This window comes from Paenibacillus sp. FSL P2-0136 (genome assembly GCF_037975325.1).
Classification (GTDB): domain Bacteria; phylum Bacillota; class Bacilli; order Paenibacillales; family Paenibacillaceae; genus Paenibacillus_AQ; species Paenibacillus_AQ silagei.
Window position 1 is genome coordinate 4,914,273 of the sequence record NZ_CP150244.1, and the last position, 18,995, is coordinate 4,933,267.

Here is an 18,995-nt window from a genome sequence, read left to right on the forward strand (position 1 = left end):
AGCTTAATTGTAATTGGTACAACTAAAACGCCTGATTGATCACCAATTTCACATTTAGTTGTACTTCGTACATTTAAACATCCGCCGAATCTTCCTTCTCCCGTTTTGGGGCAGTTTTAGTTGTACAGAATACACTTATACGATAAAAGAATGCATTTCCGCTGTTTTTAAGTGTACGTTCTGCAACTATCCGAGAACCTTACGCTCAGCCCCTCATTTGCCTCTATTCAGCATGAATAATCTTAATCGTCTTAATCTCGAACGGATGGAAGTCTATCGTCAACACGCCGTCTTCATCCGGCAGCAGCTCGGTCTCTTCCTCCAGCGCATTGGATAGGTAGATAGCAGCGTGCGGCAGCGGCCAGCTGATCCGCACGGTCTCGCGTCCACCAGCTGATTCGTACAGCCGAAGGATGCTGCCGCTTCCGTCTTCCGCCAGCTTGACCGTGTCCAACACTACCTGCTTCCCTTCGTAGGGAAGGAAGGAGCCAGTGGACGGATGCTGTCCCTCACTTGCCTCGCAGGCCACAGCATACGAAGCGTGATTCAACTCAGCGGCTTTGCGCTGGGTATGCGCCGAACGCCAGTCCCCGGTATGCGGGTAGAGCGAATAGGTGAATTCATGCTCTCCCTGATCGGCCGAATGATCCGGCCAGCGCGGGGCGCGCAGCAGGGACAGACGGATGGTGCTGCCCTGTGTGTCATAGCCGTATTTACAGTCGTTCAGCAGGCTGACCCCGTAGTCATGCTCCGACACATCGGCATACCGGTGCCCGCAGACCTCGTACTGTGCCTGCTCCCAGCTGGTGTTGCGGTGCGTAGTCCGCTCCAGTGCGCCGAACGGAATCTCATACGTGGCCTTGCTGGTCACCACATCAATCGGGAAGCCAACCTTCAGCAGCTTGTGGGCTTCCTGCCACTGCACCTTCGTCTTGAAGTCGATCCGCTTGTCAGCGTAGTACAGGATCAGCTCCTGCTGGATTTCCGACTCTCCGAGACTCCAGCGGAAGAACAGTACATCGCAGACAGGACCTGTGGACAACAGCCGCTTCTCCAGCAGTACCGCTGCTCCGGCGGGCTGCTCTTCATAACGGCTGTCGATATCCCAGGCATCCCAGAGAATCGGACGGTCATGGAAGAAATGCAGCCGGTTCAGCGCTTCGCCGCCGGACTTCACAATCTCACGCCCGGCTTCCTTGTCATACAAGCTGATGATCTCGCCCAACTCATTGAGCTGGAGCCGGTAGTAGCCGGTCTCCCAGCGATCCTCGAACGTAGCGAAGTTCGCGGCAGAAATTAAGTTATTGCCTGCATCCGATGCGTCTGCTCCCGGTTGCCCCTCTTCACTCAGCCATACTGTTGCATAACCGAATGCCGGAACCTCCGGCACCCGTACACGCAGCGCTGTTTGCTTTCCTGCTGTAGCCAACTCTGCCGGAAGCTGTGTTCCGTTCCCGTCATATACAGCCGGAGCGTTAAGCGCTGCTCCAGGAGCAACTGCAAGCTCGACCACCATATCCCGGGTCCAGCCCAGGCCGTTAAGAATGACATAAGGCTGTCCCTCTCCACGGGTATCAATATCCGCTACGGCAGCCTCCATGACGGACTTCAAGGTACTCTCCCCAAGGACAAAGATGTTCTTGTATTCCTTCTCCGAAGTCTCATAGACCTCGGGAATGGACGAGCCAGGGATAATATCATGGAACTGGTTCAGCAGAATCAGCTTCCAGCCTTCATGCAGGGCCTGGCCTACCTCTTCCCGCCGCTGCGGTGACAGCTGGTGTCCAGCCAGAGTCTGCCATAGCTCCGCTTCCCGGTACAGAATCTCGGCCTTGCGGTTATTGCGCTTGTTCCGTGCATGGGTCGTATAGGTTCCCCGGTGCAGCTCCAGGTAGAGATCGCCCTGCCAGACCGGCAGATCCGGTGCTGCCTGCTCGATGCCTGCGAAGAAATCCGCCGCCGTGCTGTAGTTAGAGGCAGGCTGACCTACCATCAGCTCCGAGCGCGACAGGTATTCCAGCATCTCCCGCGTCACGCCGCCGCCCCCGTCGCCGTGTCCGTAGAGCAGCATTTGCTCGCTGTGAACAGCTTTTTGGCGGTAGGACTGCCAGTGCTCGTGGATATCCTTCGGCAGCGTATTCTCATTCACGCCATGGTTCATATAAGATAATAGCGCTGTCCCGTCAATTCCGACCCAGTGGAACAGGTCATACGGGAACAGGTTGGTATCATTCCAGCCGAGCTTCGTGGTCATAAAGTAACGGACCTTGCCGTGCTTCAGGATCTGCGGCAGGGAGGCGCAATAGCCGAAGGTGTCCGGCAGCCATTCAATCTCGGACTGCTGTTCGAACTCCTCCTGGTAGAAGCGCTGCCCGTACAGCATCTGCCGCATCAGCGATTCCCCGCTCGGAATATTCAGATCCGGCTCGACCCACATGCCGCCGACCAGCTCCCAGCGGCCTTCCTGAATCCGCGCCTTCACCTTCGCGTACAGCTCAGGATCATTGTCCTTCAGATAAGCGAACAGCTGCGGCTGGCTCTGGGCATAGCGGTATTCCGGATACTCCTCCATCAGGGCATGTACCGTCGAGAAGGTCCGGCTGGTCTTGCGCACCGTCTCCCGGGTAGGCCATAACCAGGCGATGTCGATATGCGACTGCCCGATCATATGAATGAAGCCCTCGCTGTTGCCGCCGATGGCCCGCACTCTGGCGGCCAGCGCCTGCTCAATCGCCTCTATTACGTTACGATCGAGAGAATCGCCAGGCTCCAAATTCACATAAGCATCCATCGCCTGATGCAGCGCCTCCAGCATGCGGACACGCCGGAAATCCTGCTCCGGCAGCAGCAGCATCGAATCCCGGATGACGGTCACTGTGTACATCAGCGACTGCACCGGCAGGTTCACTCTGACAAGCGCTGCGGTAATGGACCGGACCGGCGGCTGAATAACCGCCTGCTTATTGAGCGGGTCATCCGGCTCAGGGATCGGATCATAGAGCTCAATCTCAATCTCCGGGTGTCTGCCGCCCGTTTCCGGGTTCAGGGAAGCATAGGTATGATTGCGGTCCATTCCCTGCCGCGAGGCTCCGTTCACACGCAGCAGCCCTTCGCCGCCGGAGTGGAAGATCAGCCCGGTGTCCGCATCGGTCCAGTCCGCCGGGATATCGAGAGTAGTGCGGAAGTAATAGGTGGTACCCTGCACGCTCGGAAACAATCCAAACGATTCGCTGCCCGAATAAGGCTGTGCTTCGTCATAGTGGCCCGGCTGCCGGTAGATAGTGGAGTAGACCTTCCAGTCATCAAGCACCCGGTATTCCAGCCACTGCTGCTGTGAGCATTCCCGAATGAACCGGTTAATCCGTTCGATGTTTATCTGCTCCATCTTTAGTCCTCCGTAACCGTAAGATCTATATTCAGCGTATCGTTCACATTCCTGCCGACCCCGATGCGGAAGCTTCCGGGCTCGACCACCAGCTTATAATCCGGCCCGATATAGTTCAGATGCTCTGCACTCAGCGTGAAGGTCACCTTCTGCTTCTCGCCCGGCTCCAGTACGATCTTGCGGAATCCCTTGAGTTCCTTGGCCGGTCTCGTTACCTTACTGACCAGATCGGAAATATATAGCTGCACGACCTCCGCACCAATGCGGGAGCCTGTATTCTCTACTTCCACTGTAACCTCAGCCGTTCCGTCTGCTGTGATTACTGCCGGCTCGACCTGGAGTCCGCTATAGCTGAATTCGGTGTAGCTGAGTCCAAAGCCGAACGGATAACGCGGCTGCGAATTCCCTTCCAGATAGCGCACTCCCCGGGAACGTTTGCCTAAGTAATACACTGGCAGCTGTCCTACATCCTCAGGGAGAGACAGGGTCAGCCTGCCGGACGGATTGACATCGCCGAACAGAATGTCGGCAATGGCGTGACCGCCCTCCTGACCCGGATACCAGGCTTCCAAAATAGCATCCGCCTGCTCATCGATCCACGGCTCGGCAATGGGACGGCCGTTGATGTATACGACGACTACCGGCTTGCCAAGCGCCTTCAGCTCCTTCATCAGCTCCAGCTGAACACCGGACAGATGAAGCGACATCCGGTCGATGCCTTCGCCGCAGTCCATATCGCTAAGCGCATTCTCTGTGACCTTCGAGGCTCCGGTCCGCAGATCGATGCTGCCTTCGCCGAAGTCACGGGCACTCGACCCGCCTAGAGCGAGCACAATGATATCCGCATCGGCTGCTACCTCACGCGCAAGCTCGAAGCCCTCGGTGGAGCTGTCTTTGATCCGGCAGCCCGGCGCATAAGCTACACGCTCCGGCTGCGCGGCAAGCTTGGCCCGTATCCCGGCCAGCACCGTAGTTACCCGGTCACGCGGCTGCGGCGAGGTGTAATCGCCGAGCTGATTGTAGCCAATATCGGCGTTCGGCCCGATTACCGCAACCTTTCCATGGGCCGCAGACAAGGGAAGCACTCCGTTATTCTTCAGCAGCACAATTCCCTCTGCCGCAACGCTCCGCGCCAGCTCTGCATGCTCTGCACTGCCGATGACCTGCTCTGCTGCATCAGGATCGGCATACGGCTGTTCAAACAGGCCCAGCCGGAACTTCAGCTCCAGCACACGCGCTGCCGCCTGATCCACCAGCTTCTCGTCGAGTCGCCCGGAGCGTAGCGCCTCCAGCAGATATCCGCCGAACATGACGCCAGACATCTCCATATCAATCCCAGCGGTGAGCGCCTGTACGGCTGCATCCTCCCCGCTGTCCGCTGTATCATGACCCGAGGCCAGCATATCGATCGCGCCGCAATCGGTAATCACCATGCCCTCGAAGCCCCATTCACCGCGCAGAATCTCTTCCAACAGCTCCCGGTTCGTGGTACAAGGCACGCCGTCAATCTCGTTATAAGCCGGCATGATGGAGACCGCACCCGCTTCCACCGCTTTGCGGAACGGGTACATATCGACTTCCAGCAGCTCCCGCTTGCCGATATGCGCCGGACCGGCATTCCGGCCGCCCTCCGAGCTGCCATAGGCTACGAAGTGCTTGAGGGTTGCCCCCACACTGGACGCGCTGTCAAGCCGGTCGCCCTGTAGTCCTTCCACAGACGCTACGGCATATTCGCCGATGAGATACGGATCTTCCCCGAAGCATTCCTCGGTCCGGCCCCAGCGCGGATCACGCACCACATCCAGCACAGGGGAATACGTCACGGCTCCGCCTTGAGCACGGGTCTCCCGCGCGACCGCCCGGGACATCTCCTTGTAGAGGTCCACATTCCAGGTGCTGCCGATCAGCAGCGGAACCGGGAATACCGTGGCCCCGATGGCCATATGCCCATGCGAGCATTCCTCGCCGATCAAGAGCGGAATGCCCAGCCTGGAATGCTCCAGCGCATAACGCTGAATCGCATTAACAGCCTCCGCTCCGGCCCGTGCATCCAGCCCGCTCTCCAGCGTAACTCCTGTCCAGGGATCGGCCCGCAGAGTTCCGTATAATGCGCCGACACCGCCTTCGCGGATCTGGCGCTTGAAGTCTTCTGTCAATTCAATCGTTCCATCTGTATGATCATAGGTCTGCCACCCGAACAGCTGCACCAGCTGGCCGACCTTCTCTTCCGGCGTCATCAGCCCAAGCAGATGCTTCGTCCGCTCCTTGACGGGCTGTGTACGGTCTCTATATAACATCCTGGCTCCACCCTCTCTCCTTTGATCTTAATCTATATATCCCTACTCCTTAACCGCCCCGACCGTAAGACCCTGAATGAAATAACGCTGGAAGAACGGATACGCGAAGATAATCGGTCCGGTTGCCAGCACCACCATCGCCATACGCGAGGTATCCTGCGGCATGTTGCGGAGGGCCTCCAGGCTTAATGAACTGTTCTGCGAATTCTGAAGAATGAACTGCATACTGGTCTCAATGCGCATCAGCATGGACTGCAGCGGCACCAGGTTCGGATTGTCAATATAGAGCAGGGCGTTGAACCAGTCATTCCAGTACCCGAGCGTGCTGAACAGACCAATTGTAGCGAGGCCCGGCAAGGACAGCGGCAGCACGATTTTCAGGAAGGTGCGGAACTCTCCGGCGCCGTCGATTTTGGCCGATTCGATCAGCGCATCCGGCACACTGGTAATATAGAAGGTACGCAGAATCATAATGTAAAAAGCATTCACCGCCAGCGGCAGAACCAGCGCCCAAATGCTGTCCTTCAGGCCCAGCATCTGAGTCACGACAATATAGGTCGGAACCAGCCCGCCGTTAAACAGCATGGTGAAGAAGGAAAAGAACGCGAAGAAATTGCGGTATTTGAAGCTTTTACGTGAAATGGCATAGGCATAAAGTGAAATAATCAGCAGGCTGACAATTGTACCAATGACGGTTACCGCAATGGTCACTCCGTAAGAACGGAGCAGCGTGTCCCCTGAGCTAAATACATATTTGTAGGCTTCCAGACTCCATTTGGCCGGAATTAACCGGTAGCCGTCCCGCGCAAGCGCCCCTTCGTCCGTGAACGAGATGAGGACAACGAACAGGAACGGGAAGATACACAGGATGGCAAAGCCTCCGGCGATACAGTTGAAGATGGTATTGAGCACCGGCGACAGCCGATGGAAATCGCGCGATTTCGCAGCATTAGCAGACATTTGGATGACCTCACTTTCCTTCATTTTCCCTAGAATAATGCACTGTCCTTATCGAATTTGCGCACGATGTAATTAGAGGTAAGAACCAGCACGAACCCGACCACTGATTGATACAAGCCCGCAGCCGTACTCATTCCGATCTCGCCGGTAGTCTTAAGTCCACGGTATACATAAGTATCGATGACGTTGGTCACACTGTAGAGCGTCCCCGAATCTCTCGGCACCTGATAGAACAGCCCGAAGTCGGCATAGAAAATCTTCCCGATCGCAAGCAGCGTCATAATGATAATGATCGGCTTCAGCATCGGCAGCGTGATACTGCGGATCTGCTGGAGCTTGCTGGCTCCGTCGATCATCGCTGCTTCGTAGAGAGACTTGTCTATGCCCATAATTGCGGCGAGATAGACCACGCTGTTATAGCCGACGGCCTTCCAGAGGAATACGAATATAATAATGAACGGCCAGTATTTCGATTCCGAGTACCAGGAGATATTGCTGCCGAACATGGCATTAAGCAGCCCCCGCTCCGAGCTAAGGAAGCTGAACGCGAAGTATCCCACAACAACCCAGGACAGAAAATACGGCAGGAACATGCCTGTCTGATAGAACTTGGCTAGTTTTTTATTGGCAATCTCGGACAGCACCACCGCCATCAGCACGGACAGAATCAGGCCCAGGCCAATGAAGGCTATATTATATAAAAGGGTATTGCGTGTGATCAGATAGGCATCATTGGTGCTGAACAGAAACTTGAAATTATCCCAGCCGACCCACTTGCTGTTGATGATGCTGGCCCAGAAGCCATCCCGGCTGAAGCGGTACTCCTTAAACGCAATAACCGTACCCACCATCGGCAGGTAAGAGAAGAATAAAAACCACAGTGTGCCCGGCAGAACCATAAACAGCAGCACTTTATTTCTTAATACATCTTTGGCGGACTTTCCTATTTTCCCCATACTCTTAGTTCCTCCTATGCCGGAAAATTCTTCCGTTAGTACAAAAAGATCGGGCCAAGTCTAATCACCCGCCCGATCCTCTAATAGAATGCTACTTATTATTCGCTGCTTTCCAGGCGTCGATCTGCGTTTGAGCTTCGGCAATAATTTTATCCAGACCGGCTGCTTTGAGTTTCTCGTTAGCCTTGGTCAGGTACTCTTCCGAATCTACAGATCCGGTCATCAGCGGTGCCCAGAATTCTTCCTTCACGTTCTGAACAGCGGCGATTTCATTCGTCACCTTGGACGTATCGAAGTTGAAGCCGAGCAGCGGTGCGTTGATACCGGCATCATTGAACTTCTTGAATTCTTCCCATTTGTTCTCTGGGTCGCCTTCATTCAGATAGTTGATCATGATGTTACCCAGGGAGAACGTAGGCATGTCGTAGTTCTTCGCATCCGGGAGGTTCTTGATCATGTTGTCGCTGACTTTCTCGTAATGTACGCCTTCAATCCCGGAGTCAATCATGTTGCGCAGCTTAGGATCGGTGTTGAGCAGGTTCAGGAATTCCATCGCTTTCTCAGGATACTCGGAGTTAGCGGAGATCGCCTGCATGGAGCCCATTACCGACCAGTTGTAGATATAAGGCTGGCTGGCTGGTGTGGACACGACCGGATATCCGTAGCTTGCAGACCACAGATTGTCGGCCATCGGCTGGGTGGATGCACGGTCAGTGAACCATTTGCCGGCTTTGTACAAGTCATCTACCGACGAGGTAGTTGCTACTTCAGGGGAGATATAACCCGCCTGATAGAATTTGCGGACCGTCTTAAGCGCTTCCTTGATCTCTGGAGTTTCCAGGATGTTAACTACTTTGTAGTCCTTGGTGTCCATATAGACCGCCATCGGCATCTTCTCGATCACATAGTCAAAAGGCATAATCGGCATGAAGTCCTTCACCATTGCGTAAGGAGTGACTCCAGGCTCGTTTTCCTTGATCGTTTTGAGCAGCGGCTCAAGATCGGCCATCGTCTTCACGCTGGTCAGATCCAGCTTGTATTTGTCGAGCAGCTCTTTATTGAAGCGGAACACCTCTTGAGCCGGAAGCTCTTTGTTCGCAGGAATCGCATAGTTATGACCGTCTACCTTGGAACCTTCCAGGAAGGCCGGATCAATCGTATCCACAATGCCCTTGCCCTGATTCTTCAGCAGATCATCGAGCTCCAGGAAGGCGCCCTTACGTGCATTCTGCACATAATCGAAGGCCCAGGAAGAGGTGAACAGGATATCCATCGGCTCACCGGAAGCTGCCATTACCTGCATTTTTTGCGTATAATCCCCGAAGTCGAGCATTTTGATATCGAGTGTGGCGTTGATTTTTTCAAGTGTGTATTTATTGACTTCTGTGAGGACCTTGTCCATATCCTTCTGCGGCGGCCCGATCGTGTACCAGATCAGTTCTACTGGCTTCTCGGTAGCCTCCGAGGCTTTGTTGCCGCCTGAAGCTGCTTCCCCGCCTGCATTGTTCTTACTGTTCCCCCCGCACGCCGTTAGCGCCAGTGAAACGGTTAAAAGCGTTGTCAACAACAAGGAGAAGTGTTTCTTTTTCTTACTCATTTGCCGTACCCCCTTTTAATTAGCTGTCCGGACCTTCGGCTTACCGGATCTATCCGGCTGCTGATTTCCTTGAGCTATACCTTAACTTTATAAGATGAAAGCAGTTTCAAATAGAAGAGAAACTATAGATTTTCAGGTATGAAATAAAGAAAATAAGCTTACCCGCAAAGGCAGGTTATTGATCTTTTACAAGGGCTGTAATGTTCTGGCGAGAAATCACTGAATCCGTTATCAACGTGAAACTTTTCTTTTCTGTAACGCCCAAGAGAGCCGCCTCACAGCAGCCCCTTGAATTCCGTCGGCGAAATGCCTACATATTTCTTGAACTGCTTGTAGAAGTATCCCATTTCCCAGTATCCCACGCTTCTTGCGATTTCATGCACCTTCAGGTTCGTCGAGCGGAGCTGTTCCTTAGCCTTATCAATCCGGTAACGGTTCATATACTCTGCAAAGGATTCACCGGTCGTCTTATGGAACAGCTGTCCCAGATATACCGGATGAATATTGAACATGAAGCCCAGCTTCTTCAGTGACAGGTCCTCACTGTATGATTTCTCAATATAATTCAGCACCTGGTTCACTACCGGACTCTTCAGCTCCCGGTCCAGCAGCCCGATGATGCCTGCCGAGGTCTGCCGGAGCGCAGCGGACAGTGCGGGCAGCGAATTCGCCCGGCGGATCGCCGTCAAGCCCTCGGCAATACACTCACGCTCCGTTTCACTGCGGATATCCTTGATCAGCACCCGGAAGAACAGCATCCATTCCAGCGAGATCTCCTCCAGCATCGCTGGCGTTAATCCATCCATTGCGGGGGCCGAGAAATAGAGCTCCAACTGCTCGGACAGCCCTGCCACATTCTTGGACATAATGAGCTTGGCGTAATCGCTCCAGTCTTCCGGCAGAACCGCCCCCAGATCCTCCTTACGGTCCCGCAGCTGCTCATAATAGATGATGCTGCGCTCCGGATGAATCTCCAGGAACTCCTGCGCCTGCTTCGCCTGCTCGTAGCTTGCGGGAGCGGCGTCCACTCCGTACACAGGCGAGCCTACGGCTGCGCGCAGCTTCTCACCGCCGGTGCATAAGCCGGTAATCTCCTCCAGCATGAACGCCATCTCCGCCGCTCCGGCGGAGGCTTCTTCGTAGTTATGTATCAGCACCAGATCATTGTCCGAATCCCAGAACATGAAGAACGAAGCCTCTGCCCCGGCGAGATCGGATACCCTCTTCCTGAAGGTATCCGTTGCCGGCTCTACCTGCAGCAGGGCAACCTGCACATAACGGCTGCTGAGCGGCAGGCCGATCAGATTCAGCCGTTCGGAGCGCTCCTGCGGATCAATCTGCCCCCGCAGCCAGCGCAGCAGCACATTATCCTTCAGCACGGAATTCGTATATTCCCACCACTGCATATCCAGCCTGGAGACATTCAGCTTCTCCACAATCGTCTCCAGCGTCTGCTGGAATTCCTCCAGATTAATCGGCTTCAGCAGATAGTTCTCGATCCCGAGCGACAGACCTTCCTTCACATACATGAATTCATCGAAGCCGCTCAGCACCACCACCTTCAGATCCGGGCGGAATTCCCGGACAGCGCGGATCAGCTCAAGGCCGGTCATCACCGGCATGGAGATATCGGTAATCAGAATATCAGCGGGGATCTCCCGCAGCTGCTCCAGCGCCTCCTGCCCGTTCTCCGCCTGCCCCGCAATCGTGAGGCCCAGCTCCTCCCAGTCCAATATATCCTGCAGGCCGCTAAGAATGAACGGCTCATCATCCACAATAAACACCTTATACATCTGCGTTCTCCTCCTTCGGCGGGTATGGAAAAGTAATCGTAACCACTGTTCCGCTGCCCTCTTCACTCTCCAGCTCTACGCCGTAAGACTTGCCGTACATCAGTCTCAGCCGCTCATGAATGCTACGCAGCCCGAACGACTCGGACCCGGACAATTCGCCGTGATCCTCCAGCACCTCGCGGAGCCGGGCCAGCCGCTCCTCCGCGATCCCTTTGCCGTTATCCGTAACAACCGCGCGGATATTCTCCGGCTCGGCTGTGATCACAATACGGATCACATTATCAGTCTGCCCTGTCCGCATGCCGTGCAGAACATAGTTCTCAATGACCGGCTGCAGCGACATTTTGAGCACAGGAAGCTCTTCCAGCTCTGGACTGCATTCGATGGTGTATGCGAACCTGTCCTTATAGCGGATACGGAATAATTCCAGGTACAGACGGCAGGCCTCCAGCTCATCCTTGAACGTATATTTCTGCTTCGGACGGACATACGACTTGAACAGCATGGACAGGCTGTAGATCATTTCCCCTACATCCTTCGCCCCGCTCGAAATCGCCCGCATCCGGATAACCTCTAATGTATTATACAGAAAATGCGGATTCACCCTGGCTTCCAGCGTAGCGATCTCCGTATGCTTCTGTTTGATTTCCGCCTTATAGACCTGGTCGATATACTGGTTCAGTTCATCCAGCATGCTGTTGAAGCTTTTGGCAATCTGGCCTAATTCATCTTCCTTACCGTCCACAATCCGGGTGTTCAGATCCCCGTTCTTGACTTTGCGGGTGAAGCGGATAATGCGGTGGGTCCGTTTGGCAAAATTAGAAATGAACATCGCCGGCAGCAGCACGGCAAACAGAATACAGACGAGTGCGATGGACACAATGGTGCTCCGCGCACTGCTGTAGGTCTCGGCCAGCTCCTGCTTAGAGATCAGGCTGATCACCGTATACCCCGCCTGACTCTGCGTCAGACTCGTGACAACCATTCCCTCTATCGTAAACTCCTCGCCAGCGTTAATCTCTTGCAGCTTCGGCAGCTTCCGGCCGTATCCCTTACCTGATGAATCGAAGATGACTTCATTCTGGGCCGAGAGCACGAGGATATCGCCTTTGAAATCCTGCTTATAGTTATTCATGGCCTGCCAGATCGCCTCGGAGTCGAAGTAGACCAGCAGCTGGCCGATATTGAGCAGTGAGGACTTATTGTTGATCGGCAGCTTCACCGAAAACAGCGGGGCTGTCGGCATCCCTATACTTTTCAGCACCCAAATGTTTGGAACAGAGACGACACTCTCCTCACCCAGAACCATCGAATCGGGGACGAAGGAATGCGCCGCATTGGTCGAGATCCGCTCGAACTGCCTGCGGTTGTCGTAATAATACATGACCTGCTGGTTGGCGCTGTACAGGATCAGGCTGCGGATATCGGGATCATCGTCAATCTTGTTCTGGAAATACTGGATGGCGTTCGAGGTGGACTGTTCTCCCAGCAGAAAGCGGTCCAGCCGGTGCTCAATATAATCGCTTAAGGGATTCTCCAGCAGGAAGGTCGTATTACTGGCCAGACTCGCGTCCCTGTACACATCACGGAGCATATCCTGAACGGATTGATATTTGTTCTCCACATAATTGCTGACGCTCTCCATACTCTTGCGCTGGATATCCATCTGGCGCTGCACCGCCGAATCCGAGATTAACAGCAGCACCAGATAAGAGAAGGCGATAATGGTGGCTATGAAGATACAGGACACGATCAGCGTGAAGCGCAGGAACATATTGTCTTTAAAATACTTGCGGTACAGCGAAAGGCTTCGCATCATTCACCTCCTAACATAGTTGCTAGCCTTGCAGGCGCGGCTAGCCGGGATACACAAGAAGCGCTCCCCCCTGCTAATTTTGCCAGAGGGTGAGCGCTTTGTGTATGTTGTGCAGAATGGGCGGTATCTATTCCCTAACGTGCCTTACGGCGTTGGTTGGCCTTTAAGGTATACAGGCTGCGACTTGTTGCCGTTGTAATCCTCCATGACCACTGTAACTACTGCTGCGGTAGAGGTGAAGCTCAGCGCAGCAGTAGTCGTGCGGCCGCGGATAATCATCGGCTTCATGCCCGCAGCACCGGACAGATAGGTGACCGGGAACGACCGGTTCTGGCCGTCTTCGTTAATGTACATATACCGCCAGTCCCGGGTGCTTGGCATCGGCAGGTTCAGCGTGTTGCCGTTCCAGGACCAGTTCTCTGCATAAGGCTCGGACACCTTGTCGGTGAACGTTCCGTTATAGGTTATTTTATCGGTATTTCCGGCTTGAACGGTAACCGTATACTCATCTCCGTTCACCGGCATATTCTGGAACAAGGCTGAGGTTGCCCCCTGCGGCACGGTCAATTCCTTCGATACCGGCTGCGGCGTGGTAGTCCAGTTCACCGACTTCACTGTTACCTTGATACTTCCCTGGGCAGCGGCGGGATTCGTCCACTTCACCAGGAATTCTCCATTCGCAGCGGATTCGGCAGTCACCTTGGATACCGCAGCATTCAGGTCGAAGGACAGCGTGGCCGGATCGCCCTCAAGCCCGTCTGCACCTACAGCCGCCACCTTCAACACGCCGGATTTGGCCGGAAGCTTCTTGATATAGAAGGTCTCATCATACTTCCCGCCCACATAGATATCATTCACATATACATTGTATTGCTTCACCTTGGAGTAATCGGTATCCATGCTCCACTTCACGATCATCTCATCCGTGCCGGACAGTGCCTGTGCAATGGAAAGACTAGTAGGAGCCGATGGCTTGACCGCCGAGCCGTCATGAATCCGCAGCTGGCCAATGTTCATCTGGTAATTAGCTGCTTGTGTGGCTCCAGGGGCGAACACCAGGCCGAAGGCTGCAATCTCCCGTCCCGCATAAGCACCAAGATTAAGCTCGGCTGTGGTCCAGCCCGTGGTATGCTTCCCGCTATTTGCAACAGGAACCTTCACCACTTGATTCGGGTTGTCGCGGAAGATAAGTCCTGCGCTAAGCACAGAGCCATCATCGGCAGACGGCTTGTTGTAGACAACGGACAGCTTGGAATTGGCCTTCACGGCAAGCTCGCTCTTGTAGAGACGCAAGAAGTTTTCGCTGTTCAGATTCCCGCTCACCGCCAGCGAGCTGCCGCCGTTATAACCGCCAAGCTGCTGGTAATTCATGCGCGAATTGGCGGTCTGGTCATAACCCGGACCATAATCGAAGTCCACGTTCAGGCGGTTGCCTGTAGTATCCTGCCACCATTGCCAGGTGACCGGAACATCCTGAAGGCTCATATTGGACCACTCCGCTGTGCTGGATACCGCTCCATCCTTGTAATAGGAGAGGCCATGGCCGATATTGAAGCTGGTATAGAAGTTGGCATCCTTCACCACCGAGCGCTCGGCAATGACCGAAGCGATCCCCGGCCAGTAGCGGTTATCGGCATACACATCGGCCACCGTATTATTGGAAGACACGGCTGTATTCTTCGGATTTATCCGTGGTCCTGACCACCATAGCTGCTCGCGCAGGTTCGTCATCCATTGGTATTTGTTATCCGTGCGGTTCGAGACCGGCCAGGACTGATTCATATCCTCATCCAGACCAGCATGGACAAAATCCGCGCCCAGTGTCGCCAGGCTGGTCCGTGGAATTCCCCCGGCCAGCTTGCTGCTCAAGGCTGTGCCTTGCACGCTCTTGAAGCGGTCGCGCCCGGCTTCAAGTCCCGCGAAGCCGGTCTCAAAGAGATTGTAGCTCGTCCCCTGGGCCGCATTGAAGGTATTCAAGTAATTCGCCGCCGAGGTAATCTGCGAGCTGCCCATACCGTAATCGAAGAAAAACGAATTCGACACCGGCTTGTTGGCCGCTTTATCGTAGAGCATAGAAATATTGTTATTATTGAAGGTTCTGGCGAAAACATTGGCTCCCGTGGCTGTATTCAGGGAATCATACCACTGCACATACAGCCCGCCATCCTGTAGCGCTTTCATAAAAGCAATATAATCGGGAATATCCGCTGTCGCCACATTCGGATTCTGCTCCTCCTGATTCAGGAAGTACCCGTCATACCCGAAGTATTCGGCCATTTCAATCATTTTCTCAGCTACCGGGAACTTCCCGGCTGCATCCTTGACGATCATCTGCTTATAGGTCTGCTGCCCCCGGTCATTGTTCGAGAAGAACACTCCGGCCAGCGACATAACCCCATTCTTATGCGCGGCATCGGTATAGGTAGGATTCGGAATGTTCAGCATGCCGAACTCGAACCATTTCTGCTGCCAGTCAGACTGGGCCAGATCGTCGTAATATTCCGGCGGTGTATACGCTGTCGCTGTTCCGTGCCAGTAGGAATAATAGTCAATGTACTGCCAGAAGTTGAAGTGGTACTGGGCGAACTTGTTGGTGTACGGGGCATTCTCGATAAAAGCATTGCCATAATCGCCCGCAACATTCATCATCTGCACCGCCGGATTCAGCGCCGGATTGGCCTGAGTCTGCTGGAAAGGTGCAATCCGCTGCTGCAACGGCACCCTGGAGCGCAGCAGCGCCGCGTCCTGATCTCTCTGCGGACTCCAGTCCGCAATGTGCTGGCTGGTATAGCCATGTACGCTGGGCTGATTTGCACCGTGTGCGCTTTCACCTTTGAACGGCCAGGTGTCTCCGGCCATGGCTGTCTGCGGCAGTAGGGTCACCAGCAGCGCTGTACCTAATACCGCTGAAGTCAGCTTACGAATTCTGTGTGTCCGGGATGTAGCTACCATTGTTCACTCTCCTCATTCTTCAGATTGATGAGAACGCATTCATAATAACCGGATGAATCTTCCTTATCGATAATAGTGATCAAGGTTACTATATAGCAGCTCATGCGGGGACTAATAGAAGCGAAATTAAAGATTCTCTGGTCAAATTAAAGAAAAGTTGTATTTGGTTTTTCGACTACAATCCGCCCGCGCGTCTCCGTCGCCACCATTGTATTCGGTTTTTCGCACACATCCGACCCACTCGCACCCGCACCTGTCCAATGTGTTCGCTTTTTCGTATACATTCAGCCCGAGCGCCCCGCACCAGCACATTGTGTTCGGTATTTCGCCTACATCTGCCTCACTCGCACCCTTGCCACGCCAAAAAGCAGCCCCTCTAGGAGCTGCTTCATGGTTACCTCATATGTTACTTGCCTTCATTAATTTATCCGCCAGCTTACTCCGCATCCGGATAAGGATTGATACTCTGGATCGTGCCGTCTTCGTTGTATTTCAGCTCGGTGTATTTCACGCAGCGCTTGTGGTTGACGCCTTCCGACAGGGAGCTGTCGTGATAGAACAGATACCATTTGTCTTCCACTTGAACAATGGAGTGGTGAGTCGTCCAGCCGATGACCGGGGACAGAATCTCACCCTTGAACGTGAACGGTCCCATCGGGTTCTTGCCGATTGCATACACGAGCTTATGCGTGGTTCCTGTAGAGTAGGACAGGTAGTAATCGCCGTTATATTTGTGCATCCACGGGCCTTCAAAATATCTGCGCTCTTCATCCCCGGCCAGAATCGGATTCCCGTCTTCATCGACAATCGAGATCTCGGCTGGCTTGCCCTGGAAGGATAGCATGTCATCGCTAAGCAGCGCAACTTGCGGTCCAAGCGCCGGCTGGTCGGCAGCCGGTCCTTCCGCATCCGGCACGAAGCTGCCGGTCTGCCATTTCTCCAGCTGGCCGCCCCAGAGTCCGCCGAAGTAGATATACGCCTGGTTGTCGTCATCTACCAGCACGGCCGGGTCAATACTGAAGCTGCCTTCCATATAATTCGGCTGCGGGGAGAACGGGCCTGCGGGAGACTCCGACGTTGCTACACCAAGACGGAAGATGCCGTCATGGTCGCGGGCCGGGAAGAACAGATAGTAGGTGTTGTTCTTATATGCGGCATCTGGAGCCCAGAGCTGCTTGGAGGCCCATGGAATATCTCTCACATGCAGCGCTTCGCCGTGATCGACCACCGGAGAATCGAAGCTGTCCATCGAGAGAACATGGTAGTCTTCCATTTTATACTGGTCGCCGTTATCATTGCTCGGCTCGTCATGATCTAGATCGTGGGAAGGATAGATATAGATTTTGCCTTCATAGACATGGGCGGACGGGTCCGCTGTATAGATGTGAGTTACGATCGGTTGGTTAGGCTTAGGGGGTTGTTGCTGATTCATAAGGCATCTCCTTTGATATTGGAATAATAGAATCCTTCATAGTAAGCAGGGCTGGCATTCTCTGTACCGTTGCCCGAGGCATGTACGCCGAGGCAGACACCGGTGAAGCCGCCGTTGACCTCCGGGGACAGGACCGATACATGAACCGTCTCCGGGACTTCATGCCAGGACACCCCATCTGCCGAATAGGAGCAGTGGTAGGAATGGCCGTCGCAGCGGAGGCGAAGCTGAACGGCACCTTCACCGTTTACCTCATACTGGTGAACCTGCCGCTCCTCACCGTTCTTCACTACAAGCTCCATCACCCGGCGGCCGCTGCGGCAAGTAAGTCCCCAGAAAAGATATCCACGGTTGTTAAGCCGCGCAGCCAGTCCGGCATGCTCGCCTTCGGTCACCGGTGTGAAGTCAAGGCTGACGCCTGTCTCCATCCGGTGATGCTGCTGGCGGAGGCACGCGAACACGGCGGGCGCCTCATCGTCCAGCGTGTAGCTGTTCCCGCGCACGGTGAGGCTTCCCGTGCGTTCAGTCCAGGAATACCGTTCCGCTTCATAAGCGCGGAGGAATGCCCACTCTGGCCCGAAGCCGCTCTCCGGCGTAAAGCGCTGCACCTGTTCCTCCAGGCTGGACTCATCGTCGGCTATAACGGTGCCTTCATTATTGTCAATCATCGGCCAGCCGTCCTCCGTCCAGGTGACCGGAGCCAGGAAGGTCTCCCGGCCCAGCGGGGAATACCGGCCTTCCACGGGACGCATGCCCAGGAAGACTGCCCACCACTGGCCGGACGTATCCTCGACCAGATCGGCATGTCCAAGGCATTGGACAGGGTGGTCCTTCAGTCCCCTGTGGGTCAGGATCGGCTCCGGCTTGTCCTCGAACGGGCCGTAAGGACTGCTGCTGCGGGCAATAATCTCCCGGTGATCACCCGCCGTGCCGCCGGAGGCGGTCATCAGGTAGTAGACGCCCTTGATCTTGTACAGATGCGGGCCTTCGACCCACGGGCCGTCATCTCCGCTCCAGATGTTGACCGGCTCCGACAGCACTTCGCCGGACAACGGATCAATCTCATACTGGATAATATGCGACTCATAGCCTGCACCGTTCTGCACCGTAACATAGGCGCGCCCGTCATCATCGAAGAACAGGGACGGATCAATGCCCCCGTGCGGCAGCAGAATCGGATCAGACCAGGGACCCTCGGGCTTGTCCGCAGTCACATAGAAATTGCCGATGCCCCGTACATCGGTGGTAATCATGTAGAATCGTTCGGCATGATAGCGGATGGTGGCGGCGTAGATACCGGACGAACTCTTGGTGGTCCGCAGATCCAGCTGGGACTGGCGGGTCAGCACATGCCCTATCGGGGTCCAGTCGATCAGGTCCCTGCTATGGAAGATAGGCACACCCGGAAAATATTCAAAGGTACTGTTAATCAGATAGAAATCTTCATTCACACGGACCACACTGGGGTCCGGATAATACCCGGCAATTACGGGATTCCGCACATTCATGGAATGCATCATACCCTCCTCTGGAATGAAAGCAAGCGTTTACAATCGCTAGTGTTATTTTACAAGCCCGAAATGAACTTTCCTATGCGCAGACTAAAGAACTTCCCCCGAAAAAATGTGCAATTTCCGCCTACAACCGATTGTACTGGAAAAACACACCGGTTGCTCGCCATTTTGCTTGGGTTAATGGTCATTTTTTGCGGAGTTTAACGGCTACCCTGTAGTGGTCTCAAAAGTTAACAAAAAGCCGTCCCCCAACCATAATCTGGCTGAGGGACGACCCTGATCTTGCTTATACA

General features: G+C 54.5%; 10 protein-coding genes. All 10 read right to left on the reverse strand.

Features of this window, described 5'->3' with window-relative positions; genetic code table 11:
* Positions 1-223: 223 nt before the first annotated feature.
* The gene (locus NYE26_RS20945; RefSeq protein WP_339257566.1) at positions 224-3,370 is read right to left on the reverse strand and encodes an alpha-mannosidase; all 3,147 of its coding nucleotides are present in this window, start codon (positions 3,368-3,370) and stop codon (positions 224-226) included.
* 17 nt (positions 3,371-3,387) lie between these two features.
* Complete coding sequence (locus NYE26_RS20950) at positions 3,388-5,682, reverse strand: glycoside hydrolase family 3 N-terminal domain-containing protein (RefSeq protein ID WP_339249833.1); 2,295 nt, start codon at positions 5,680-5,682, stop codon at positions 3,388-3,390.
* Positions 5,683-5,724: 42 nt separating this feature from the next.
* Complete coding sequence (locus NYE26_RS20955; RefSeq protein WP_036731568.1) at positions 5,725-6,642, reverse strand: carbohydrate ABC transporter permease; 918 nt, start codon at positions 6,640-6,642, stop codon at positions 5,725-5,727.
* A 29-nt stretch (positions 6,643-6,671) separates the two neighbouring features.
* Positions 6,672-7,598, reverse strand: coding sequence for an ABC transporter permease subunit (locus NYE26_RS20960; protein WP_036731566.1), 927 nt, complete (start codon positions 7,596-7,598; stop codon positions 6,672-6,674).
* Between the two features lie 91 nt (positions 7,599-7,689).
* The gene (locus tag NYE26_RS20965) at positions 7,690-9,195 is read right to left on the reverse strand and encodes an ABC transporter substrate-binding protein (protein WP_339249835.1); all 1,506 of its coding nucleotides are present in this window, start codon (positions 9,193-9,195) and stop codon (positions 7,690-7,692) included.
* Positions 9,196-9,470: 275 nt separating this feature from the next.
* The gene (locus NYE26_RS20970) at positions 9,471-10,988 is read right to left on the reverse strand and encodes a response regulator transcription factor (protein ID WP_339249837.1); all 1,518 of its coding nucleotides are present in this window, start codon (positions 10,986-10,988) and stop codon (positions 9,471-9,473) included.
* Complete coding sequence (locus NYE26_RS20975; RefSeq protein WP_339249838.1) at positions 10,981-12,807, reverse strand: sensor histidine kinase; 1,827 nt, start codon at positions 12,805-12,807, stop codon at positions 10,981-10,983. Before NYE26_RS20975 ends, NYE26_RS20970 begins: the two co-directional genes overlap by 8 nt.
* A gap of 141 nt (positions 12,808-12,948) precedes the next feature.
* Complete coding sequence (locus NYE26_RS20980; protein WP_339249840.1) at positions 12,949-15,756, reverse strand: hypothetical protein; 2,808 nt, start codon at positions 15,754-15,756, stop codon at positions 12,949-12,951.
* 436 nt (positions 15,757-16,192) lie between these two features.
* On the reverse strand, positions 16,193-17,188 hold the full coding sequence (locus NYE26_RS20985; protein WP_339249842.1) for a glycoside hydrolase family 43 protein: 996 nt from the start codon (positions 17,186-17,188) through the stop codon (positions 16,193-16,195).
* Positions 17,185-18,708: a glycoside hydrolase family 43 protein gene (locus NYE26_RS20990; protein ID WP_036731555.1), complete on the reverse strand. Its 1,524-nt coding sequence runs from the start codon at positions 18,706-18,708 to the stop codon at positions 17,185-17,187. The genes NYE26_RS20985 and NYE26_RS20990 overlap by 4 nt, the downstream gene beginning before the upstream one ends.
* Positions 18,709-18,995 lie beyond the last annotated feature (287 nt).